Source organism: Streptomyces sp. SID5464 (genome assembly GCF_009862985.1).
Classification (GTDB): Bacteria; Actinomycetota; Actinomycetes; order Streptomycetales; family Streptomycetaceae; genus Streptomyces; species Streptomyces chartreusis_D.
In genome coordinates, this window is sequence record NZ_WWIQ01000020.1 from 144,024 (window position 1) to 165,158 (window position 21,135).

The 21,135-nt window shown below is 73.3% G+C and carries 21 protein-coding genes; 9 read left to right on the forward strand and 12 right to left on the reverse strand.

Annotated elements, in window-relative coordinates; genetic code table 11:
- Position 1 precedes the first annotated feature (1 nt).
- On the forward strand, positions 2-745 hold the full coding sequence (gene hemQ, locus GTY47_RS13380) for a hydrogen peroxide-dependent heme synthase (protein ID WP_010034036.1): 744 nt from the start codon (positions 2-4) through the stop codon (positions 743-745).
- Here the strand turns inward: hemQ and GTY47_RS13385 are convergent, their stop codons facing one another.
- The 3 genes from GTY47_RS13385 to GTY47_RS13395 form a co-directional block, all read right to left on the reverse strand.
- Positions 746-2,362: an alpha/beta hydrolase gene (locus GTY47_RS13385; protein ID WP_010034041.1), complete on the reverse strand. Its 1,617-nt coding sequence runs from the start codon at positions 2,360-2,362 to the stop codon at positions 746-748. It abuts the gene before it with no gap.
- Positions 2,363-2,480: 118 nt separating this feature from the next.
- Positions 2,481-3,251, reverse strand: a complete 771-nt coding sequence (locus tag GTY47_RS13390; protein WP_010034043.1) for a TIGR04222 domain-containing membrane protein — start codon at positions 3,249-3,251, stop codon at positions 2,481-2,483.
- An 86-nt stretch (positions 3,252-3,337) separates the two neighbouring features.
- Positions 3,338-4,078: a DUF4142 domain-containing protein gene (locus GTY47_RS13395; RefSeq protein ID WP_010034045.1), complete on the reverse strand. Its 741-nt coding sequence runs from the start codon at positions 4,076-4,078 to the stop codon at positions 3,338-3,340.
- 382 nt (positions 4,079-4,460) lie between these two features.
- Between GTY47_RS13395 and GTY47_RS13400 the strand changes: the two genes are divergently transcribed.
- From GTY47_RS13400 to GTY47_RS13410, 3 genes are all read left to right on the forward strand, one after another.
- Positions 4,461-5,927, forward strand: coding sequence for an aldehyde dehydrogenase family protein (locus tag GTY47_RS13400; RefSeq protein WP_010034047.1), 1,467 nt, complete (start codon positions 4,461-4,463; stop codon positions 5,925-5,927).
- A gap of 82 nt (positions 5,928-6,009) precedes the next feature.
- Entirely contained in the window at positions 6,010-7,581 is a 1,572-nt protein-coding gene (locus tag GTY47_RS13405; RefSeq protein ID WP_010034049.1) for a GMC oxidoreductase, read from the forward strand.
- A complete protein-coding gene (locus GTY47_RS13410; protein ID WP_029180759.1) occupies positions 7,578-9,059 on the forward strand; it encodes an amino acid permease in 1,482 nt (493 codons plus the stop codon). Before GTY47_RS13405 ends, GTY47_RS13410 begins: the two co-directional genes overlap by 4 nt.
- 23 nt (positions 9,060-9,082) lie before the next feature.
- On the opposite strand, the gene GTY47_RS13415 is transcribed toward GTY47_RS13410, so the two are convergent.
- Positions 9,083-10,522 (reverse strand): DUF692 domain-containing protein, encoded by a 1,440-nt coding sequence (locus GTY47_RS13415; RefSeq protein ID WP_010034053.1) that lies wholly within the window; start codon positions 10,520-10,522, stop codon positions 9,083-9,085.
- Positions 10,523-10,723: 201 nt separating this feature from the next.
- Between GTY47_RS13415 and GTY47_RS13420 the strand changes: the two genes are divergently transcribed.
- Positions 10,724-11,311, forward strand: coding sequence for a potassium channel family protein (locus tag GTY47_RS13420; protein ID WP_010034054.1), 588 nt, complete (start codon positions 10,724-10,726; stop codon positions 11,309-11,311).
- 13 nt (positions 11,312-11,324) lie between these two features.
- On the opposite strand, the gene GTY47_RS13425 is transcribed toward GTY47_RS13420, so the two are convergent.
- The gene (locus GTY47_RS13425) at positions 11,325-11,783 is read right to left on the reverse strand and encodes a hypothetical protein (RefSeq protein WP_010034057.1); all 459 of its coding nucleotides are present in this window, start codon (positions 11,781-11,783) and stop codon (positions 11,325-11,327) included.
- A gap of 68 nt (positions 11,784-11,851) precedes the next feature.
- The gene (locus GTY47_RS13430) at positions 11,852-12,613 is read right to left on the reverse strand and encodes an aminoacyl-tRNA hydrolase (protein WP_050810166.1); all 762 of its coding nucleotides are present in this window, start codon (positions 12,611-12,613) and stop codon (positions 11,852-11,854) included.
- Between the two features lie 43 nt (positions 12,614-12,656).
- On the opposite strand from GTY47_RS13430, the gene GTY47_RS13435 reads away from it, so the two are divergent.
- Positions 12,657-13,523 (forward strand): ATP-binding cassette domain-containing protein, encoded by an 867-nt coding sequence (locus GTY47_RS13435; protein WP_010034060.1) that lies wholly within the window; start codon positions 12,657-12,659, stop codon positions 13,521-13,523.
- Positions 13,520-14,191 carry a hypothetical protein gene (locus GTY47_RS13440; protein ID WP_010034061.1) on the forward strand — a complete coding sequence of 224 codons (672 nt, stop codon included), beginning with the start codon at positions 13,520-13,522 and terminating at the stop codon, positions 14,189-14,191. The genes GTY47_RS13435 and GTY47_RS13440 overlap by 4 nt, the downstream gene beginning before the upstream one ends.
- On the opposite strand, the gene GTY47_RS13445 is transcribed toward GTY47_RS13440, so the two are convergent.
- From GTY47_RS13445 to GTY47_RS13455, 3 genes are all read right to left on the reverse strand, one after another.
- A complete protein-coding gene (locus GTY47_RS13445; protein WP_010034064.1) occupies positions 14,183-14,362 on the reverse strand; it encodes a hypothetical protein in 180 nt (59 codons plus the stop codon). The two genes, GTY47_RS13440 and GTY47_RS13445, sit on opposite strands and share 9 nt — an antisense overlap.
- Before the next feature lie 18 nt (positions 14,363-14,380).
- Positions 14,381-15,235, reverse strand: a complete 855-nt coding sequence (locus GTY47_RS13450) for a polysaccharide deacetylase family protein (protein ID WP_010034067.1) — start codon at positions 15,233-15,235, stop codon at positions 14,381-14,383.
- 62 nt (positions 15,236-15,297) lie between these two features.
- Entirely contained in the window at positions 15,298-16,818 is a 1,521-nt protein-coding gene (locus GTY47_RS13455; RefSeq protein WP_010034069.1) for an FAD-dependent oxidoreductase, read from the reverse strand.
- Between the two features lie 86 nt (positions 16,819-16,904).
- Here GTY47_RS13455 and GTY47_RS13460 point away from each other — a divergent pair, with 86 nt between their 5' ends.
- Both GTY47_RS13460 and GTY47_RS13465 read left to right on the forward strand, forming a co-directional pair.
- Positions 16,905-17,279, forward strand: coding sequence for a metalloregulator ArsR/SmtB family transcription factor (locus GTY47_RS13460; protein WP_010034071.1), 375 nt, complete (start codon positions 16,905-16,907; stop codon positions 17,277-17,279).
- Complete coding sequence (locus GTY47_RS13465; protein ID WP_010034074.1) at positions 17,276-17,761, forward strand: SRPBCC domain-containing protein; 486 nt, start codon at positions 17,276-17,278, stop codon at positions 17,759-17,761. The genes GTY47_RS13460 and GTY47_RS13465 overlap by 4 nt, the downstream gene beginning before the upstream one ends.
- A gap of 9 nt (positions 17,762-17,770) precedes the next feature.
- Here GTY47_RS13465 and GTY47_RS13470 read toward each other — a convergent pair whose 3' ends face one another.
- From GTY47_RS13470 to GTY47_RS13480, 3 genes are all read right to left on the reverse strand, one after another.
- Positions 17,771-18,661, reverse strand: coding sequence for a PPK2 family polyphosphate kinase (locus GTY47_RS13470; protein ID WP_050810167.1), 891 nt, complete (start codon positions 18,659-18,661; stop codon positions 17,771-17,773).
- A gap of 94 nt (positions 18,662-18,755) precedes the next feature.
- Positions 18,756-20,141 carry a PhoX family protein gene (locus tag GTY47_RS13475; protein ID WP_010034081.1) on the reverse strand — a complete coding sequence of 462 codons (1,386 nt, stop codon included), beginning with the start codon at positions 20,139-20,141 and terminating at the stop codon, positions 18,756-18,758.
- A gap of 90 nt (positions 20,142-20,231) precedes the next feature.
- On the reverse strand, positions 20,232-21,113 hold the full coding sequence (locus GTY47_RS13480) for a slipin family protein (RefSeq protein WP_010034084.1): 882 nt from the start codon (positions 21,111-21,113) through the stop codon (positions 20,232-20,234).
- Between the last annotated feature and the right edge of the window lie 22 nt (positions 21,114-21,135).

A 21,135-nucleotide genomic window follows, 5' to 3' on the forward strand; every position in this document is an offset into this window, starting at 1 on the left:
CATGAGTGACGACGCCTCCACCACGGCCTCCAGCACCGAGCCCGACCGCATCCCGAACAAGGGCAAGCTGGCCAAGGACCTCAACGAGGTCATCCGCTACACGCTCTGGTCCGTCTTCCGGCTGAAGGACGTCCTCCCCGAGGACCGCGCCGGGTACGCCGACGAGGTCCAGGAGCTGTTCGACCAGCTCGCCGCCAAGGACGTGACCATCCGCGGCACGTACGACGTCTCGGGCCTGCGCGCCGACGCCGACCTCATGATCTGGTGGCACGCGGAGACCAGCGACGCGCTGCAGGAGGCGTACAACCTCTTCCGCCGCACGAAGCTGGGCCGGGCGCTCACGCCGGTGTGGTCGAACATGGCGCTGCACCGCCCCGCCGAGTTCAACCGCTCGCACATCCCGGCGTTCCTCGCCGACGAGACGCCCCGCAACTACGTGAGCGTCTACCCCTTCGTGCGCTCCTACGACTGGTATCTGCTGCCCGACGAGGACCGCCGCCGCATGCTCGCCGACCACGGCAAGATGGCCCGCGGCTTCCCGGACGTGCGCGCCAACACGGTCGCCTCGTTCTCCCTCGGCGACTACGAGTGGATCCTCGCCTTCGAGGCCGACGAGCTGTACCGCATCGTCGACCTGATGCGTCACCTGCGGGCCTCGGAGGCCCGTCGGCACGTCCGCGAGGAGGTCCCGTTCTTCACGGGCCGCCGCAAGGACATCGCGGAGCTGGTCGCGGGCCTGGCCTGATCAGCCGAGCGGTCGGTCGGCCCCGGGCCGCTGCGGGGCCGCCGACCGCGACTGCGGCTTCGGTTCCGGATGCGCGGCGCAGTCCGTACGCCGTCCCGGCAGCCGGCCCTCCAGCAGGTACGCCTCCACATGGCCGTTGACGCAGGCGTTCGGCCCGCCCGCCAGGCCGTGCGAGCCGGCGTCCCGCTCCGTCACCAGCACCGAGCCCGCCAGGCGGCGGTGGAGTTCGAGGGCACCGTCGTACGGCGTCGCGGCGTCCCGCTCGGCGGCCAGGATCAGCGTCGGCGGCAGTTCGCCCGGCCCGGTGCCGACGTCGAGCGGCCGCTGCCGCGGCCCCTCCCAGTAGGCGCAGGGCAGGTTCATCCACACGTTGTCCCAGGTCTCGAAGGGCGCCAGCCGGGCGAGCCGGGTGTTGTCCCGGTTCCACACGTCCCAGTCCGTCGGCCAGGGGGCGTCGTTGCACTCGACGGCGACGTAGACCGCGCGTGCGTTCTCCGCCTCGACGGCGGCCTCCGCGCGCTGTTCCGCCTGTTCGACCAGTGGCTTGGGATCGCCCTTGAGGTACGCCGACAGCGCGTGGGCCCGGTGCGGCCACTGGTCGTCGTAGTACCCGGCCTGGAGGAACGCCCCCTGCAGCTGCCCGGGCCCGACCTTCCCGCCGGCCGGCTCGACGGCCAGCCGGGCGCTCGCCCGCTCGTAGCTGCGCCGCACCTCCCGCGCGGTCCTGCCCAGCCCGTACACCTCGTCGTGCCGGGCGACCCACGCCCGGAAGTCCGCCCAGCGGCCCTCGAACGCCGCCGACTGGGCGAGGTTGTTGCGGTACCAGATCCGCGCGGGGGCGGGGTCGACCGCCGAGTCGAACACCATCCGCCGTACGTGGGCGGGGAACAGCGTCGCGTACAGGGCGGCGAAGTACGTGCCGTACGACGAGCCCATGAAGGTCAGCCGCTCCTCGCCGAGCGCGGCGCGCAGGACGTCGAGGTCGCGGGCGTTGTTCAGCGAGTGGTAGTGCCGCAGCGCGCCGCCGGCCCGCTCCGCGCAGCCGCGCGCGTACGCCTTCGCCTGCGCGATGCGTTCCCTCTTGTACGACTCCGAGGGGTGTGTCGGCGCCTGGGTGGGCCCCTTGAAGAACCGCTTGGGGTCCGTGCAGGACAGCGGTGCGGAGCGGCCGACCCCGCGCGGGGCGTAGCCGACGAGGTCGTACGCGGCCGCGATCCGCTTCCACTCGGGGAGCAGGCCGACGAGGGGGAAGTACAGGCCGGAGGCGCCCGGGCCGCCCGGGTTGTAGACCAGGGCGCCCTGGCGGCGGACCGTGCGTTTGCTGTTGTGCGGGTCCTTGTGCGTGGCCCGGGCGCGGCCGACGGCGAGCTCGATCTGCCTGCCGTCGGGCCTGGCGTAGTCCAGCGGGACGGTGACGGTGCCGCACTGCATGGTGCCGGGGAGATCCTGCGCGTCGGGACACGGGCCGAAGTCGATGCCGGCCGCCTTGGCCCGCGCGGCGGCCACCGCGGTGCCGCGCAGCTCGGCCGCGGCCCTTGAGCCCTCGGTGTCCGGGGCGGTGGTGAGGGCGCTCAGCAGCAAGGATCCTGCGGCCGAGTAGAGCAGCGCGGCTCTCATTGCGTATCCCTTCGGTGCACGGTGGCGACAAAAGGGATGTTTGGTGCGGTGGTTGGGGAAGGCAAGCACCGTCCGCCGGTGTCGGCGCCAATGCCCCCTGTGCGCCCCCCGGGGTCTGTCAGTCGTGTGCCTCGCGGTGCGTGAAAGCGGCGCGCAGATCCGGTTCGCCGATCGCGCGGACACCGCGTACCGCCACGGACGTGAGGTACGTACGGTCGTCGGCGGTGCCGTCCGCGTTCCGGGTCAGGGCGCCGAGCAGCCGCTGGCCGGCCGGGGAGGCCCAGCGCGAGTACGGGTGGATCTCGATGCGGGCGACGGCGAGGCAACTCAGGGTCAGGGCGAGCGGCAGCGCGAACCACAGGGCGACCAGGTGACGTGGCAGGTCCGGCGGAACCGGCGTCAGCAGCGCGGCGAGGCCGAGGCCGAGTACGGCGACGGCCGCCGAGCGCACCTGCCGGACGGCCGCGGCGACCGTCGTACGGGAGCTGTCGGGCACCGCGAGTCCCGCGCGCACCAGCCGGTCGGCGATACCGTGTATCGCGTCCGCCGTGGCGGCGGTGGCCCGCACCGGCGCGATCCGGGACTGGCCCTCGGGGCCGATGGCCCCGATGACCGACCGCTCCATCTCGTCCCGCCCGCGCGGATCGACGACCGTCGCCCAGCCGGTGTGGGCCAGGAGCAGCCGGCGCTGGCGCGCCATGGCGACCAGGGTCACGTCGGCGACCCGCCGGGGCCCGCCGGAGAGGAACGCGGCCTCGTACAGCGTGAGTTCATGGATCCGGCCGGTGTCCGTGTCATCGGTCGCGGCGCGTACGGCGGCCAGGCACAGGCGTGTGCACGCCGTGCCGGCCACGGCCCAGGCCGCCAGCAGGAAAAGAACCCAGAGCATATGTTGTTTGTATGTGACACGGTCCCGAAAACACCATGCCTCGTTCACGATCCGGACGGAGTGTTGTCGGTATGTGACGTTCCGTTTCACGGCTCCGGCGGCGGGCGGAACGTGGGTGGCGGAAGCGTGAAGGCCGGGCCCGGGTCCGGGGCCGAGGCCGGAGGCGGGGCGGCCGTCGGGGGAGGGCCGGCGGTGGCCATGTCGCGGGCCACGGCGTCGAAGTCGACGTAGCCCGTGGCCTCCAGGACCTTGATGTGGTCGAGGACGGTCGTGTTGGCGTCGTCGGCGAGGTCGCGCACCAGCGAGTTGCGGGTGCTCGCACGGACCTGGGCGACGACCGAGAAGACCCTGCCGTGCGCCACGCGCAGGATGTTGGCGAACTGGCGGTCGTACTCGGCACCCTGTGCCGTGTCCAGGGTTCTGAGCCACTGCTTCTGCTGGTCGCTGGGCGCGTCCGGAAGCGCGAGGTTCAGCCGCGCGGCGACACCGCGGACCCGCTCGTCGAGGAACCTGTGCCCCTCGACGAGATGCCGGCCCGCCGTCCGGACGGCCGGCGTGGTTCCCTTCGTCCGGGCCTGCCGCCCCGCGGGCAGCTCCCACAGCCCGGCCAGCCGGACCTTGACGAGGAAGTCCTGGTCGAGCGCGGACAACGGGCCGTAGCTCGTGCGCAAGGTCTGGGCGTTCAGCGCGTCCGGTCCCGTCCCCGGCCGGTCGGTGAACGACCAGAGGGAGAAGACCAGCGCGGCGATCGTCGCCGTCAGACACGTGACGATGAGCCCCGTGCCACTGACGAGGCCTCGGCCCTTGACGGGGGGTCGCGGTCGCATGGTGGTGCCTCCTGGTACGGCACCGCACGCTAGTGCGCTTCGGGTGCGGAGTTGCATGTTACTGCGGCGTCTACGTCAACTGCCGTACAGGGACGAATGGTTGCAACGGGGGCAGCACGGGACGATTGGAGGAGGCGCGACGGGGGACTCGCCGGGGCAAAGAGGCGCAAAACAATCCATGGCTCCAGGCGGGCGGGACCCGGGTGTCAGGTCGGGCACACTCGCGCGCGGACGGGTGAGGCGGGGGACTAGCCCACCCGGGTCCTCTGGGTCACCGGGACGCCGTCGCGGCGGTGTGGCCCGTGGCCGCCGCCCGCCCGATGGGCCATGTTGCTGACCGTCGAGCCGATCGGCACCGGCCGGATGCGAAGGAGGCCCCGCGGTGGGCGAGCTGTACATCGACGGCGAGTGGACACAGGCGGCGGCCGGTGGCCGGCGGGAGGTGGTCAACCCCTACGACGCCTCCGTCGTCACCACCGTCGACGAGGCCGACGCCACCGACGTGGACCGCGCCGTACGCGCCGCCCGGCGCGCCTTCGTCGAGGAGGACTGGGCCAACGCCACCTCCCGCCGCCGGGCCGACCTCCTGCTGCGCGTGCGTGACCTGCTGCTGCGCGACCAGGAGGACATCGCCCGCACCGAGACCCTCGACACCGGCAAGACGCTGGCCGAGGCCCGCATCGACGTGAAGGACGTGGCGAACGCCTTCCGCTACTTCGCCGAACTCGCGGGCAAGGACGGCGGCCGGGTCGTGGACGTCGGCCCGGACGTCCTCAGCCGCGTCGTCTACCAGCCGGTCGGGGTCTGCGCGCTCATCGCCCCCTGGAACTACCCGCTGCTCCAGGCCTCCTGGAAGGTGGCTCCGGCGCTGGCCGCCGGCAACACCTTCGTCCTCAAGCCCAGCGAGACCACACCGCTCACCACGATCGCCATGATCCGGCTCATCGAGGAGGCCGGCGCGCCGCCCGGCGTCGCCAACCTGGTGCTGGGCTCCGGGGCGACCGTCGGCGCGGCCCTGACCAGCCACCCCGAGGTCGACCTGGTGTCCTTCACCGGCGGTCTGACCACCGGGCGCTCCATCATGGCCAGCGCAGCCGAGGGACCGCGCAACATCGCCCTCGAACTCGGCGGCAAGAACCCCAACATCGTCTTCGCGGACGCCGACTTCGACGCCGCCGTGGACTACGCGCTGGACGCCGCCTTCCTGCACTCCGGGCAGGTCTGCTCGGCCGGTTCGCGCCTGCTGGTCCAGGACTCCCTGCACGACCGGTTCGTCGAGGCCCTCGCCCGCCGCGCGGCGGCGATCCGGCTCGGCAACGGCCTGGAGGAGGGCACCGAGAGCGGCCCGCTCAGCTCCGCCGAGCACCGCGAGAAGGTCGAGCGCTACATCGCCGTCGCCCAGGAGGAGGGCGCCCGGCTCGTGACCGGCGGCACCCGCCCCGACGACCCCGCCCTGAGCCGCGGCTTCTTCCTGCTGCCGACGATCTTCGCCGACTGCGACCGGTCGATGCGGATCGTCCAGGAGGAGGTCTTCGGCCCGGTGGTCACCGTCGAGCGCTTCGGCACCGAGGACGAGGCGGTGGAACTGGCCAACGACACACGCTACGGCCTGGCCGGCGGGGTGTGGACCTCCGACGCCGGCCGCGCCCAGCGCGTCGCCCAGCGGCTGCGGCACGGCACCGTCTGGATCAACGACTTCCACCCCTACGTGCCGCAGGCCGAGTGGGGCGGCTTCGGCCGCTCCGGCGTCGGGCGCGAACTGGGTCCCACCGGGCTGCGGGAGTACCAGGAGGCCAAGCACATCTACCAGAACCTCGCCCCCGCCCCCTCGGGCTGGTTCAAGGGCTGAACCCCTCCGCGGCACACCGCCCGCCCGTGGCGCAGGGAACGACCCCGTGACGCAACGAACGACACAGAAAGCAGGGCACCGCATGGCCCCCACCATCGCGCACGGCGCCGAGTCGGCCTACGACTACGTCATCGTCGGCGGCGGCACCGCCGGCTGCGTGCTCGCCGCCCGCCTGAGCGAGGACCCCGACTGCCGCGTCTGCGTCGTCGAGGGCGGCCCCAGCGACATCGGCGACGAGCGCATCCTGCGCCTGCGCAACTGGATCAACCTGCTCGGCTCGGAGTTCGACTACGGCTACACCACCGTCGAACAGCCGCGTGGCAACTCCCACATCCTGCACTCACGGGCCCGAGTCCTCGGCGGCTGCTCCTCGCACAACACGCTGATCAGCTTCCTGCCGCTGCCTCAGGACCTCGACGACTGGGTGAGCCGGGGCTGCTCCGGCTGGGACCCGGCAACGATCCTCCCCTACCGCGACCGGCTGCTCACACAGATCGTCCCGGTCGCCGAGGCCGACCGCAATCCCATCGCCCAGGACTTCGTCACCGCGGCCTCCCGCGCCCTCGGCGTCCCCGTCGTCGACGACTTCAACGCCGAACCCTTCGCCGACGGCACCGGCTTCTTCTCGCTGGCCTACCAGCCGGAGGGCAACCTGCGCTCCTCCGCGTCCGTCGCCTACCTCCACCCCGTCCTGGACCGGCCCAACCTGACGCTCCTGCTGGAGACCTGGGCGCACCGGCTGCTCCCGGACGAGTCGGGCCGGCTGACCCGCGTCGCCGTCCGGGGCGCCGACGGCGAACCCGCCGCCGTGCGTGCCGAGCGCGAACTCCTGCTGTGCGCGGGCGCGATCGACACCCCGCGCCTGCTGCTGCTCTCCGGCCTCGGCCCGGCCGACGACCTGCGCGCCCTGGGCATCGGCGTACGGGCCGACCTGCCCGGCGTGGGCGAGAACCTGCTGGACCACCCCGAGTCCGTGATCGTCTGGGAGACCGCGGGGCCGCTGCCGCCCAACTCCGCGATGGACTCCGACGCCGGCCTGTTCCTGCGCCGCGACAAGGGCCAGCCGCGCCCCGACCTGATGTTCCACTTCTACCAGGTGCCGTTCACCGTCAACACCGAGCGCCTGGGCTACCCGGTGCCGGCCTACGGGGTGTGCATGACGCCGAACGTGCCGCGCGCCCGCTCCACCGGCCGCATGTGGCTGCGCAGCAACAACCCCGCCGAGCATCCCGCCCTGGACTTCAGGTACTTCACCGACGCCGAGGGGCACGACGAGCGCACCATCGTGGACGGGCTGAAGGTCGCCCGCGAGGTCGCCGCCACCGACCCGCTGCGCGACTGGCTCGTCCGCGAGGTCGCGCCCGGCCCGGACGTCGTCTCCGACGCCGACCTCTCCGAGTACGGCCGCCGCGTGGCGCACACCGTCTACCACCCGGCGGGCACCTGCCGCATGGGCGCCCCGGACGACCCGATGGCCGTCTGCGACCCGGAGTTGAGACTGCTCGGCGTCGAGGGCGTGCGGATCGTCGACGCGTCGGTGTTCCCGACGATGCCCACCATCAACCCGATGGTGACCGTCCTGCTCGCCGCCGAACGCGCCGCCGATCTGATCCTCGACCGCCCCGGCCCCGCGGAACAGGAGGCCCGACAGTGACCAGTCCGCAGCCCCCCGCTCCGGCGGCCGGGGCTCCCTCGGCAGAGCCCGGCTCGGAGTTCCGCAAGGACATGGGCCCCTGGGCCAACTTCGCCCTCGGCTTCACCTACCTGTCCCCGGTGGTGAGCACCTACACCCTCTTCGGCACCGCGATCGTCGACGGCGGACCGCCGATGATCTGGGCGTTCGTGCTGGCCGGCTGCGGACAGTTCCTCGTCGCGCTGATCTTCGGCGAGATCGTCGCCCAGTACCCCATCGCGGGCGGCGTCTACCCCTGGGCCCGGCGCCTGTGGGGCAAGCGCTGGGCGTGGATGACCGGCTGGGTGTACATGTGGGCGCTGCTGGTGACCATCACCTCCGTCGCCTACGGCGCCGGCCCCTACATCGCCATCCTCTTCGGCTTCGACACCACCGTGCACACCACCGTGCTGTGCACCGCAGTGCTGATCGTCATCGCCGTCCTCATCAACTACATGGGGACCAAGGCGCTGTCGGCGGCGGCCGTCATCGGCTTCGCCGGTGAGCTCATCGGCGCCCTCGTCGTCGGCATCTACCTGCTGTCCACCCACCGGCACCACGGCCTCGGCGTCATCTTCGACACGTACGGCGCCGAGGGGGACGGCTCCTACCTGCCCGCGTTCCTCGCCGCCGCGATCATCGGCTTCTACCAGTACTACGGCTTCGAGGCGTGCGGCGACACGGCCGAGGAGGTCGCCCACCCGGGCCGTGTCATCCCGCGCGCGATGCGCCGCACCATCTACATCGGCGGTGCCGCGGCCACGTTCACCTGCATGTCGCTGCTGCTGTCGGTCACGGACTTCAACGCGGTCATCTCGGGCGAGCAGGCCGACCCCGTGGTGGACGTGCTGTACGACGCCATGGGCGAGACCGGGGCGCGGATGGTGATGGCCGTGGTGCTGATCTCCTTCCTGTCCTGCACGATCAGCCTCCAGGCCGCGGCCGGGCGGCTCATCTACTCCTACGCCCGTGACGAGATGATCGCCGGGCACCGGCTGCTGCGGCGGTTCGCCCACGCCCGCGCGGTGCCCGGCTACGCGCTGTTCGTGTCCGCGGCGGTACCGCTGCTCATCGCCTTCGCCTCGCTGCTCTCCGAGGACGCCCTCACCAACATCGTGTCGTTCGCGATCCTCGGTATCTACGGCTCGTTCCAGATGGTGGTGCTGGCCGCGCTGCGCGCCCGGCTCAAGGGGTGGCGCCCGGCGGGGGAGTTCACCCTGGGCCGCTGGGGCCTCACGGTGAACGTCGGGGCGCTGGCCTACGGCATCTTCGCCATCGTCAACATCTGCTGGGCCCGCAGCCCGGAGAAGCCGTGGTACGAGAACTGGATCGTCCTGCTGTGCGGCGCGGTGGTGGTCGGTACCGGCGCGCTGTACATGTTCACCACTCACCACTACGGCCGCGGCGACGCACCCGCCGGTGACGCCGTGCCGAAGACCGGGGCCGTGTCGAAGGACTGACGAGCGGACGGGCGGCCCCCGCGTCAACGCCGCAGCAGCACCTTCCGGGTGGCGCGGGCCAGCCGGCGGACCGGGCGCCGCGATCGCGGCGCCGGCCCCGACCGCTCCAGCCACCACTCCCGCAGCTCCCGCCGCGCAGCGGCGTCCCCGGGCCGCCCGGCGGACAGCAGGTGCTCGGCGAAGGTGAGCGCGTCGCGCCGGTAGCCGCCGGTCATCGGCTGCGTCTGGGCGTACCCGAGGAAGGCCGTACGGTAGTCCGCCCCGAGGATCTCCGGCAGTTCCGGTGCGACCTTGCCCACGACGTCCGCCCGCTTCGCGGCGAGCGCCCGTGCCTGTACGCCGACCCGCACCCGGTCGAACCCCTCGGGCACGGGCGTCCCCGCGACCAGCGCCGACAGCAGCGCGGCCTGCGCGACCCCGAGCCGCTGCCGGGCCTCGTCGACGCTCCGGTGTTCGGGCCGGCCGAAGGCGCCCCGTGTCGCCTCGGCCGTCCCGGTCCGATGGCACCGCGGCGCCCCGGCCTCGCCGCGCACGGGGGCCTCGGCGCGGACCTCGCGCCGGCCTCCGGGCGCGGCCGCCTGCCGCCGCGCCGCGACCGCGTTGCCCGCCGCGCGCACCTCGGCCTTCACCCGCTCGACGGCCCCCGCCTCCACAGCCCGCCGGATGGAGGCCAACTCGGCCTCCAGCTCCGCCGGTTCCGGGAAGTTCTCGTCGCGTTCCAGCAGGACCCCCGGAGGGGACACGCGGGACGCGAGGTCGCTCAGGATGTCGAGGACCGGCCGGGGGACGGGGTGGGCGTGGCTGTCGTGCCAGACGCCGTCGCGTTCGAAACCGCCGGCGACATGGACGTAGGCGATGGCCTCCAGGGGCAGCTCGGCGAGGGCCTTGGCCGGGTCCTCGGCGCGGTTGACGTGGTTGGTGTGCAGGTTGGCCACGTCGATGAGGAGCCGGACGCCCGTGCGGTCGGCGAGCTCGTAGAGGAACTGGCCCTCCGTCATCTCCTCGCCCGGCCAGGCGATCAGTGCGGCGATGTTCTCGACGGCCAGCGGCACCGGAAGCGCCTCCTGCGCGATGCGCACGTTCTCGCACAGCACGTCGAGCGCGTCCCGGGTCCGGGGGACGGGCAGCAGATGGCCCGCCTCCAGGTGCGGAGTCGCCGTCAGCGAACCACCGGCCCGGACGAACGCGATGTGCTCGGTGACCAGCGGTGAGCCGAGTGCCTCCACCCGCTCGGCCAGCGCGGCCAGACGGCCGTCGTCGGGCCGGTCCGCACCCCCGAGGCCGAGCGAGACGCCGTGCGGCACCACGGTGACGCCGCGCTCGCGCAGCCGCCGCAGCGACTCGGGCAGATGCCCGGGGCAGACGTTCTCGGCCACGGTCTCGACCCAGTCGATGCCCGGCATGCGCTCCACGGCGTCCGCGATCTCCGGTCGCCACCCGATGCCCGTCCCCAGTCGCTTCATCGTCCCCTCCTCCGCACAGCCGGTTCCTCGAACGTGAGGGGGGTATGGCCCAGCCGCCCGCCCCCGAACCCCGCCACGGACGCCTTCAGAGGAACATTTGAGGTTCGGCCCCCGGCGGCCCGGGCTCCCGACCGACGTCCCGGGCCCACCGACGGAGGCACCAGGGTCGCGCCACCTCCCGATACGTCGTAGACCGGACGTATGCGCGATGGCAGCGAGCAGGCGCACGGCCCCGCGCGGAAGCGGGAACAGGAGCCACAGGCCCCGGCCCCCGCCCCGGCGGCCTCCCGGCGGTTGTGGGCCGCCGCCGGGGGACTCGTGGTCGCCGTCGGCACGGCCTATTTCCTGCTGCCGCTGGAGGGGTTCGGCGACGACCGCTCCTGGCTGGGCTGGCCGCTTTTCGTCCTGTGTCTGGGGCTGCTGGGCGTGCTGCTGCTGCGCCAGGTGCGCGACGTCGTGCTGGAGAAGCCGCACACCCGGCCCGGCGTCATGATCCCGCTGCTGATGTGCCTGGCCGTGCTGGTCTTCTCGTCGGGGTACTACACCCTCGCCCAGCGGCCGGGCCAGTTCACCGGCCTGAGCACCCGCGTCGACGCGCTGTACTTCACCGTCGTCACGCTCGCGACCGTCGGCTACGGCGACATCACCCCGAGCGGGCAGGAGGCCCGCCTGGTGACCGTCGCCCAGATCCTGTACACGTTCGTCTTCCTCACGGCGGGTGCCACCGCGCTCTCGCGCCGTCTGCACACGGTGGTCGCCGCGCGCGACCGGCACCCGCCGCCCTCCTGAACCGGGTCGGCCTCTACGCCGCGCGGGTGGAGCGGTAGTTGAACACCGACCACAGCACGAAGAGGCCGGTCACGATCATGATGATCGACCAGAACGGCTGGTACGGCAGCCACATGAAGTTCGCGATCAGCGCCAGCCCGACCACGACCGCGCCCACGACCCGGGCCCAGGCGGCCCCGGTGAACAGGCCGAGCCCGGCCGCCACCGCGAGCACCCCGACGATCAGGTGGATCCAGCCCCACGCGGTCAGGTCGAACTCGAAGACGTACTCGCCGAAGCTCGTGTACACCTCGTCGTCGGCGATCGCCGTGATGCCCTGGAGCACCGCGAACACGCCGTAGACGACCATCAGGGTGCCGCCGAGAGCGAGACCCCTGGTCGCCCAGGGATCGCCCGTACCGCCGGAGCCGGACCCGCCGGGCGTCCGGTCGGGGGCGGGCGGGGCGGGGGGAGGGGGCGCGGCGCTGGTCATGGCTGCCTCCTGGTGGGGTTGTCCGGTAACCCCACTGGAGCACCCGCCCAGGAGCGGCGCGCCTGCGGCTACTCCGAACGGGTGAGCGCCGGGCCGCCCGGCGCGTAGGGCTCCCGGCGCAGCGCCGGGTGGTCCGCGACCACGGTGCACGAGCCGGGCGCGATCTCCGTGAACCCCGCGTCGCGGACCACCGGCAGGCCGCTGCCCGTCAGCCCGGGCCAGCGCGCCGGGTCGGCCGGCCGCACGGCGAGCCGGAAGCCCGCGTCGTGCCAGGCGGCCCGCTCCCCGTCGGTCAGCTCCCACCAGGCCAGTTGCGCGGCGTGGCCGGCCTGGGCCATCGCCTTGCCGGCCGACATGCCGAGGTCGGGGTTCAGCCACAGCACGGGGGCGGCCGGGTCCGCGTCCACCGGCGGTTCCGGGTCGTCCAGGTCGGTGCCGGAGACCTGGAGCCGGGCCAGGTCCTTGGGCCAGCCGTCGAGCGGGACCGGCGGGAAGACCCGCACCTCGGCCGACTTGCCGGTGACGGTGATGCCGGGCAGCGCCTCCGCCCGCCGCCACTCGGCGCCGCGCGCCCGCCGCACGACCTTGCGGATCCTGGCGTCCTGCCAGTCCCGCACGGCCTGCGCCCACGGGCCGTCGCCGGCCGACCGCTCGTCGCTGAGGATCGTCAGCACGGCGCGCGCGGCCGTCTCCAGCGCGTCCGTCCGCGCCGGCGGGTCCGCCCGCTCGATCCGCACGACCAGCGGCAGCACGAACTGCGGTGCCGTGTCGCGGGCCGAGGGTCCGGACCGGAAGGGGCTGTCACTCACGGGCGTCGGGTCTTCGCTCACGAATCCCAGTGTGCCAGCCGGAAGATCGTGGAGGATGGGGCCCATGCGACCCGACCTGTGCCTGCAGAACGCGGGCCGCCGCTACGGCCTGCGCGGCCCCTGGGTGCTGCGCGGCGTCGACCTGACGGTGGCCCCGGGCCGGCTCGTCCGCGTCGAGGGCGCCAACGGCACCGGCAAGTCGACCCTCCTGCGGCTGCTCGCCGGCATCGACGCCCCCAGCGAGGGCCGGATCACCGGCCGCCCGCGCACCGCCTACGTCCCCGAGCGGTTCCCGCCGGCCCTGCCGTTCACCGCCGTCGGCTATCTCACCCACCTCGGCGCCGTGCACGGCCTGACCCGTACGGCGGCCGCCCGCGCCGCCGGCGAGTGGCTGGAGCGCCTCGGCGCCGCCGCGTACGCCGGGACGCCGATGGCGCGGCTGTCGAAGGGCACCAGCCAGAAGATCGCGGTCGCCCAGGCCCTGCTGGCGGAGCCCGAGCTGCTGGTGCTGGACGAGGCGTGGACGGGCCTCGACACCGACGCCCGCGCCGAGTTGGAGCGGGCGGTCGCCGAGCGCACGGCGGCCGGCGGGTCCGTGGTGTTCGTCGACCACGACCCGCGCCGCCTCGCGGGCCTGCCCGACGCGACGTACGCCGTACGCGACGGGAGCCTCGTCCCGTGTGCGGCGCCGGGGTCCGGCCCGTCCGGCCCGCACGTCACCGTCGTGGCGCAGGGCCCGCCGGACGGGCGGCTGCCCGAGGACGCGCACCGGGCGGTCGCCTCGGCCGAGGAGACCACGCCGGGCACCTACCGCCTCGCCGTCCCCGCCTCCCGCTCCGACGTCCTGCTCCGCGCCCTGCTGACGGCCCGCCCGCCCTGGCACGTGGTGAGCGTGGAGCAGCGGGCGGACACCCCGGGGAGCCCCCGATGACCGCCCTGATGGGCTACCACGCCGCCCTGCTGCTGCGCTCCCAGCGCTGGCTCCCGCCGTTCCTGCTGTACGCCGCCTTCCTCGCGATCAGCGTCCAGGCCGGGCAGCCGGTGCTCGACTCGCTCGGCTACGCGGCCGCCGCGCTGCTGCCCGTCGCCGCCTGGCTGGCACGGATCTGTGTCACGGCGGAGCCGCAGGCCGCGCGGGGCTGTGTGGCGGCCGCGGTCGGGCCCGCCCGTGCCCATGTGGCCTGCCTGCTGGTGGCGTTGTCCGGCGCGGTGACGCTCGGCACGGTCGCGGCCCTCGGCGTGACGCTGCTGAGCGCTCCGGTCGCCTCGGACCACCGCACCCCGGTCCCGCTCGCCCCCGCGTGCGGGGCCGGACTGCTCGCCGCGCTGGCCTGTGCCCTGCTCGGCACGGCGGTCGGCGCGCTCACCAGCCGGCCGCTGCTGCGGTCGCGGGCCCGTGCCGTCCTGGCTCTGCTGCTCGCGGCGCTGCTGTCCCTCGTGGCCACCGGCTCCCCGGCCCAGGCGGCGGTGCAGGGGCTGGTGACCGGCTCCCGGTCGGGCACCGTCCCGCTGCCGCTGCTGCCCCTGGCCGCGGCGGTCCTGGTCACGGCCGCCGCGCTGGCCCTGGCCGGTGCGCTCGCCGCCCGCAGATCAACCTGAGCAGGCGGTGCGCTGCGCCTCCTGCCACTCACAGACGGGGCAGAGGGTGATGCCCTTGTAGGACTCCGGATACTCCGTCGGCTCCCGGCACAGCACGCACTCCGCGTACGGCGGTCCGTCCGCCCGGGGCGGCCTGGTCGCGTCGATCAGGCAGTAGTCGTCCTCGCTCATACGTCCAGCGTAGGCCGGTCAGCGTCCCTCCGGGCGGGTCCGCGCACCGCTGCCGGCCGCCCCGATCAGCTCGGACACCTTCACGAACCGGAAGCCCTCGCGGCGCAGCCCCGGCACGATCGAGCGCACCGCCCGTTCGGTCGCCGGGGCGGCGCTGCGCGTGCAGTGCAGCACGACCACCGACCCCGGCCGCACGCCGTCCAGCACCTGCCGGGCGACCACCTCCGGGTCCGTCTCGAACGCGTCGCCGCCGACCACGTCCCACTGCACGGCGGTCACACCGGCCGGTGTCAGCGCCTTCAGCGCCCGCCGGTCGTAACAGCCGCCGGGGAAGCGGAAGTACGGCATCGGATCCGTCACACCGGCCTTCCGGAGGGCGGCGTACGCCCGCTCCACGTCCGACCGCATGCGCTTTTCGGGCACGGTGGGCAGGCCGTAGCAGTCCGGCGTGTACGCGTAGTGGCTGTAGGAGTGGTTGGCGACCTCGAACAGCGGGTCCCGGCCGATGGAACGGGCCTGGTCCGGGTACTGCTCGGCCCACCGCCCGGTCATGAACACGGTGGCGGGCACCTGCAGCGCGCGCAGCGTCGAGATCAGCCGCGGATGGTCGAACCGCTCACCCGCCGCCGCCCGGGCCCCCTGCCCGGCGGTCATGTCGGCGTCGAAGGTGAGGGCGACGGTCCTGCCGCGGGTGCGGGGGCCGTGCTCGAAGACCGGGGTCAGGCCGGTGGGGCCGGGGGCGAGGGTCGGAGGGCGCGACGGCGGTGCGGACACCGGCGGCGAGGGCGGCTGCGGGGGACGGCCGGCCCCGCACGCCGCGAGGGCCGTGCTCAGGGCGCACACCGCGGTGGCACGGCGGAGAAGGGTGATCACCGTATGAAGATATGAGCGGGATCGTCCTCTTATGCGTATCGGATGCGGGCATCACCCGGCCGTCAGATGTCCCGCTGCTCCAGCGGTTTGGTCGCCGGGCCCTGGATCACCTTGCCGTCCGTGTCGAAGCGGGAGCCGTGGCAGGGGCACTCCCAGGCGCGTTCGGCCGAGTTGAAGGCGACCAGGCAGCCCAGGTGGGTGCAGCGGGCGGAGACGCTGTGCAGATTGCCGTCGTCGTCCCGGTAGACGGCGAGGCGGTGGTGCCCGTCGGCGCGGACCACGGCGCCCTCGCCGGGCGGCAGGGACTCCACCGGCGGCGAGGGCCGCAGCCGGTCCCCGACGAAGTGGCCGGCGACCTTGGCCTGGGTCTTGAGGAACGCCGGCGCCTCCCGGACGGCGGGCTTCAGCCGGCGCGGGTCGTACAGCCCGCTCCACTCGCGCTCCTCGCCGGTGATCTGCGCCGCGAGCAGGCTGCCCGCCATGATGCCGCCGGTCATGCCCCAGCCGCCGAAGCCGGTCGCCACGTACGCGTGCCGGGCGCCCGGGTGCAGCGGGCCGACCATCGGCACGGTGTCGGTGGGGCTGTTGTCCTGCGTGGCCCACCGGTGGGTGACGTCCAGGTCCGGGAAGTGCTCGGTGGCCCAGGCGGTGAGGCGTTCGAAACCGGCCCGCGGGTCACCCGTGCCGGGCGTGAAGTGCTCACCGGTGACGATGAGCAGACGCCGGTCCCCGTCGTGCGGTGCCGTGCGCACCGAGCGGGTGTTCTCGTCGGGCGTGATGAACATTCCGTCCGGGTCCTGATCCGCGGGGATCGTCCCGGCGACGACCAGTTCGCGCTTCGGCGTCAGCCGGGTGAAGAGCAGGGCTCGGTCGAAGATCGGGTAGTGCGTCGCGACGACGACGTCCCGGGCCCGCACCGTCGCCCCGGTCGTGGTCGACAGCCGGCACGGCTCGCCCTCGTCCAGGCCGAGCACCGTGGTGCCCTCGAAGATCCGCCCGCCGTGTTCGACGAGGTCGGCGGCGAGGGCCAGCAGGTACTTGCGGGGGTGGAACTGGGCCTGGCCGGTGACCCGGACCGCGCCCGCCACCGGGAAGGGCAGCCCGGTCTCCGTCACGAAGGACGCGGGCAGCCCGGCCTCGGCGGCCGCCCGCGCCTCGGCGCGCAGCTCATCCACCCGTGCTGCGTCGCGGGCGTACGTGTAGGCGCTCCTGCTCTCCCAGGCGCAGTCGACGCCCAGTTCCCCGGCGATGCCGGCCGCGCGCTCGATCGCCTCGGACTGGGAGCGGGCGTACAGCCGCGCGCCCTCGGGGCCGCGGGTGCGGCGCAGCTTGTCGTAGACGAGCGTGTGCAGGGCCGTGACCTTGGCGGTGGTGTGCCCGGTGACCCCGGCCGCGACCCGCCCGGCCTCCAGCACCGCCACGCTCCGCCCGGCCCGCGTCAGCTCCCACGCCGTGCTCAGTCCGGCGATCCCGGCGCCGATCACCGCCACGTCGACGTCCAGGTCCTCCGTCAGGGCCGGATGGTGGCCGTCCGGTGCCGTCTCGATCCAGTACGAGCTGCTGACCTGCTGCTTCTCGCTCATGAGCCACCGGGTACCCCCGACTGCCCGCTTCAGTGGCCGGCGTGCCGCTTTACAGAAGGGGACCGACAGGGCTAACGTACAACCAAATGGTTGTAGATGAGCTGAACGACGAGACGGTGGACCGGCTGTTCCACGCCCTGGCCGACACCACGCGCCGGGACATACTGCGCCGCTGCGTGCGCGGGGAGCTGTCGGTCTCGCGGCTGGCCGAGGCCTATCCGATGAGCTTCGCGGCGGTGCAGAAGCACGTCGCCGTGCTGGAACGGGCCGGGCTCGTAGCCAAGCAGCGCAGCGGACGGGAGCAGCTCGTGCGCACCGACCCCGACGCGGTGGGCCGTGCCCGCCAGGCCCTCGACGAACTCGAGTCGGCGTGGCGCGGGCGCGTGGACCGGATGGCCCGGCTGCTCGCGGAGGACCCCGGTACCGAAGAGAACGACACCCCGGAAGGACCCGAGAGATGAGCGTCACCAGTGTCGACAAGGACCTCGACCACCTCACCCTCACCCTGATCGCCGACTTCGCCGCACCGGTGGAGCGGGTGTGGCGGCTGTGGGCCGACCCCCGGCAGCTGGAGCGCTGGTGGGGCCCGCCGTCCTACCCGGCGACCGTGGAGGAGCACGACCTGACCCCCGGCGGAGAGGTCACGTACTTCATGATCGGGCCGGAGGGCGACCGGCACCGCGGCTGGTGGCGCGTCACCTCGGTCACCGAGCCGACGGCCCTGGAGTTCACCGACGGCTTCGCCGACGACGACGGAAAGCCCAAGGACGACATGCCGACCACGTCCGTGACGGTGCGGCTCACCGAGCACGGCGGTGGCACCCGGATGGAGATGCGCTCCCTCTTCGACTCCCGTGAGCAGATGGAGCAGATGGTCTCCATGGGCATGGAGGAGGGCCTGAAGGAGGCCGTCGGCCAGATCGACGCCCTGCTGGCCGCCTGACCGCCCGGGTCAGGACTGCCGCAGCAGCCGCTTCCGGCACTCCGCCACGTCGAAGTCCGCCTCCGGGTACCGCGGATCCAGCTCCCGCAGGTGCTCCAGGAGCAGCGTGCTGACCGCCCAGTTGCGATACCACTTGTGGTCGGCCGGGACCAGGTACCAGGGCGCGTACGAGGTGCCGCAGCGCTCCAGGGCCCGCTCGTAGGCGTCCTGGTACGCGGGCCACAGGGCGCGGTCGTCGATGTCGGACGGGGCGAACTTCCAGCGCTTCTCGGGCTTGTCGAGGCGCCTGAGCAGGCGGCGGCGCTGCTCGTCGTAGGAGATGTGCAGGAAGCACTTGACCAGGGTCACGCCGTCGTCGGCGAGGGACCGCTCGAAACGGTTGATCCGCTCGTAGCGGCTTTCGATCACGGCGCGTGGCGCGAGGTTCCGGACGCGGGCGATCAGGACGTCCTCGTAGTGCGAGCGGTCGAAGATGCCCAGTTCGCCGGGGAGCGGGAGGGCCTTCTCCACGCGCCACAGGAAGGGGTGCGCGCGCTCCTCGGCGGTCGGTGCCCTGAACGCCGTGATCCGGCAGCCGGCCGGGTTGAGCAGGCCGATGACGTGCTTGACCGTGCCGCCCTTGCCGCTGGTGTCCATGCCCTGGAGGACCAGCAGGACGCGGCGCCGGTCGCCCGCGGTGCTCGCCGCCCACAGCCGTTCCTGGAGCCCGGCGAGCTGCTCGCCGATCCGGGCCGTGGCGGCCTTGCCCGCGGCCTTGCCGTCCGGGCCGCCGGGGGTGGCGGCAGCGTCGTGACGGGCCAGGTCGACCGGCTCGCCGCCGGGCAGACGCAGCCGCTCCCACAGCGAGGTCCCGCGCTCGTGGCCGTCCTCGTCCGCCCCGTCCGTCTCCGCCTCGTCCATCTCCGTCACCGGCCCCTTTCCGGTCCTGTGCCTCGATCGTCCGCCGGGGCGCCGGGTTCCGCACCCGGCGCCCCGGACGGGGGCAGAGCCGTGCCTACCGGCGCCAGGGGCCCGTCACCGCGAACGTGGTGCCGGGGGTGTAGCAGTTGACGTACATCGTCTCGCCGTCGGGCGAGAAGGTCACCCCGGCGAACTCACCCCACTCGGGCTCCTCCGGGGTGCCGATGGTCTGCCGGTTGCGGGCCATCGGGTACACCTCGCCGCGCCGGGTCACGCCGAAGACGTGCTGGGCGCCGTTGCCGTCCTCGCAGACCATGAGGCCGCCGCTGGGCGCCAGGCAGATGTTGTCCGGCGACTCTCCCGGCATCTGCACGTCGGTGTCCGGACCGAAGACGATCACCAGGGTGAGCCGTCGCCGGTCCGGGTCGTAGCGCCAGATCTGCCCGAAGTGGTCGGCCGCCGACCCCTCCGCGCTGCGGGCGAACGACGACACGAAGTACACCGACCGGCCGCCCCAGTAGCAGCCCTCCAGCTTCTGCGCGTGTGTGATGCCGCCCCGGCCGAAGTCCTGGAGCCGGACCGGCGTCTGCGCCGCCTGCGGATCCGGTACGTCCACCCACTCGATGCCGTCGAACTCCGCGCCGATGTCCTGGATCGAGGACAGGTCCGGCACGCCGGGCACGCGCATGGCCTGGAGCCGCCCGCCCGCGCGCAGCGAACCACGTCCGCCCAGCGGCCTGTCCGGCAGGAAGCGGTAGAACAGGCCGAAGGGCTTCTGGAAGGCGTCCTCGGTCTCGTACACCACGCCCCGCCGGGGGTCGATGGCGATCGCCTCGTGCTGGAAGCGGCCCATCGCGGTCAGCGGTACGGCTCCCGTGCGGTGCGGATCGACCGGGTCGACCTCGAAGATGAAGCCGTGGTCCTTGGCGTAGCCGTTGGTGCCGGCCTTGTCCTCGGTCTCCTCGCAGGTCAGCCACGTGCCCCACGGGGTGGGGCCGCCCGCGCAGTTCACGGCCGTGCCGGCGATCGCGACGCGTTCCGACAGGACGTTGTCGCGGGAGTCCAGGGTGAGGGCCGTGCAGCCGCCCTTGCCCGCCGGGTCGTAGGTGAGCCCCTGGACCGTCGGGACCGGGACCCTGCCGTCGGCGCGGTTCTCGTGGTTGCGGACCAGATGGACCCGGCCGCCTCTGCCCGCGAAGGCCGACATGCCGTCGTGGTTGGAGGGGACCTTGCCCTCGCCGGAGCGGAGCGGGTCTCCCTCGCGGGAGAGGACCCGGTAGCGGAAACCTTCCGGCAGGTCGAGCAGGCCCTTCGGGTCGGGGACGAGCGGACCGTAGCCGCCGCCGTGGCCGAGGGTCTGGGCGGCGGCGGTGCCGGCGAAGAGTTCGGACAGGGCACCGGAGAACGCGATCCCGACGCCCAAGGCGCCCGTCCCGGCGAGCACCTGACGTCGTGTGGCGATACGACCGGATTCGGTCATGGGGAAACCTTCCTGCTGGCGGACAGGAACTGTGATCCCGCTGTGTCTATCACCTGCTGCGGGTCGCGGGAACCACGCGCGTAGCGTGGCTCACTGCTCGACCGCGCGCCGCAGCTCGTCGATGGCCTGTTCTGTCGTGTCGACGGGGTGTTCCACCGGCGCCGGTGCCTGCCGGCTTCCCTCCTGGCGGGCCCCTTCCTCGGGGGCTCCCTCCTGGTGGCCCCGCTCCAGGAACCGCAGGAGCTCCACCGGGATGGGCAGTACCAGCGTGGAGTTCTTCTCCGCCGCCACCGCCATGACCGTCTGGAGCAGGCGGAGCTGGAGCGCGGAGGGCGTGTCGGCCATCTGGTGGGCGGCCTGGGCCAGTTTCTTCGAGGCCTGGTACTCGGCGTCGGCGTTGATCACCCGGGCGCGCCGCTCGCGGTCGGCCTCGGCCTGGCGGGCCATGGAGCGCTTCATCGTGTCGGGCAGGGACACGTCCTTGATCTCCACCCGGTCGATGGTCACCCCCCATTCCACGGCCGGGCTGTCGATCATCAGCTCCAGGCCCTGGTTGAGCTTCTCGCGGTTGGACAGGAGGTCGTCCAGTTCGCTCTTGCCGATGATCGAGCGCAGGGAGGTCTGTGCCATCTGGGAGACGGCGAAACGGTAGTCCTCGACGTTGACGACCGCGGCCGCGGGGTCCACGACCTTGAAGTACACGACCGCGTCGACCCGCACGGTCACGTTGTCGCGGGTGATGCCCTCCTGGGCGGGCACCGGCATGGTCACGATCTGCAGGTTGACCTTACGCATCCGGTCCACCGCGGGGACGATGAGATTGAACCCCGGCCGCCGCACCTCCCCGTGCAGCCGCCCGAGCCGGAACACGACCCCGCGCTCGTACTGCTTGACGACCCGCGCCGCCGAGGCCAGATAGACCAGCCCTCCGGCTCCGGCCGCCGCCACCGCCCCGATCAGCTCTTCGACCATGCCGACCTCCCCGTCCAGAGGT

Excerpts from the sequence above, each read along its gene's own strand:
- hemQ (WP_010034036.1), top strand. The coding sequence starts at position 2 with ATGAGTGACGACGCCTCCACCACGGCCTCCAGCACCGAGCCCGACCGC.
- GTY47_RS13415 (WP_010034053.1), bottom strand. The coding sequence starts at position 10,522 with ATGAAGCGACTGGGGACGGGCATCGGGTGGCGACCGGAGATCGCGGAC.
- GTY47_RS13390 (WP_010034043.1), bottom strand. The coding sequence starts at position 3,251 with ATGCTCTGGGTTCTTTTCCTGCTGGCGGCCTGGGCCGTGGCCGGCACG.
- GTY47_RS13405 (WP_010034049.1), top strand. The coding sequence starts at position 6,010 with ATGGCCCCCACCATCGCGCACGGCGCCGAGTCGGCCTACGACTACGTC.
- GTY47_RS13445 (WP_010034064.1), bottom strand. The coding sequence starts at position 14,362 with ATGAGCGAGGACGACTACTGCCTGATCGACGCGACCAGGCCGCCCCGG.
- GTY47_RS13465 (WP_010034074.1), top strand. The coding sequence starts at position 17,276 with ATGAGCGTCACCAGTGTCGACAAGGACCTCGACCACCTCACCCTCACC.
- GTY47_RS13435 (WP_010034060.1), top strand. The coding sequence starts at position 12,657 with ATGCGACCCGACCTGTGCCTGCAGAACGCGGGCCGCCGCTACGGCCTG.
- GTY47_RS13425 (WP_010034057.1), bottom strand. The coding sequence starts at position 11,783 with ATGACCAGCGCCGCGCCCCCTCCCCCCGCCCCGCCCGCCCCCGACCGG.
- GTY47_RS13420 (WP_010034054.1), top strand. The coding sequence starts at position 10,724 with ATGCGCGATGGCAGCGAGCAGGCGCACGGCCCCGCGCGGAAGCGGGAA.
- GTY47_RS13440 (WP_010034061.1), top strand. The coding sequence starts at position 13,520 with ATGACCGCCCTGATGGGCTACCACGCCGCCCTGCTGCTGCGCTCCCAG.
- GTY47_RS13385 (WP_010034041.1), bottom strand. The coding sequence starts at position 2,362 with ATGAGAGCCGCGCTGCTCTACTCGGCCGCAGGATCCTTGCTGCTGAGC.
- GTY47_RS13470 (WP_050810167.1), bottom strand. The coding sequence starts at position 18,661 with ATGGACGAGGCGGAGACGGACGGGGCGGACGAGGACGGCCACGAGCGC.
- GTY47_RS13460 (WP_010034071.1), top strand. The coding sequence starts at position 16,905 with ATGGTTGTAGATGAGCTGAACGACGAGACGGTGGACCGGCTGTTCCAC.
- GTY47_RS13480 (WP_010034084.1), bottom strand. The coding sequence starts at position 21,113 with ATGGTCGAAGAGCTGATCGGGGCGGTGGCGGCGGCCGGAGCCGGAGGG.
- GTY47_RS13475 (WP_010034081.1), bottom strand. The coding sequence starts at position 20,141 with ATGACCGAATCCGGTCGTATCGCCACACGACGTCAGGTGCTCGCCGGG.
- GTY47_RS13455 (WP_010034069.1), bottom strand. The coding sequence starts at position 16,818 with ATGAGCGAGAAGCAGCAGGTCAGCAGCTCGTACTGGATCGAGACGGCA.
- GTY47_RS13395 (WP_010034045.1), bottom strand. The coding sequence starts at position 4,078 with ATGCGACCGCGACCCCCCGTCAAGGGCCGAGGCCTCGTCAGTGGCACG.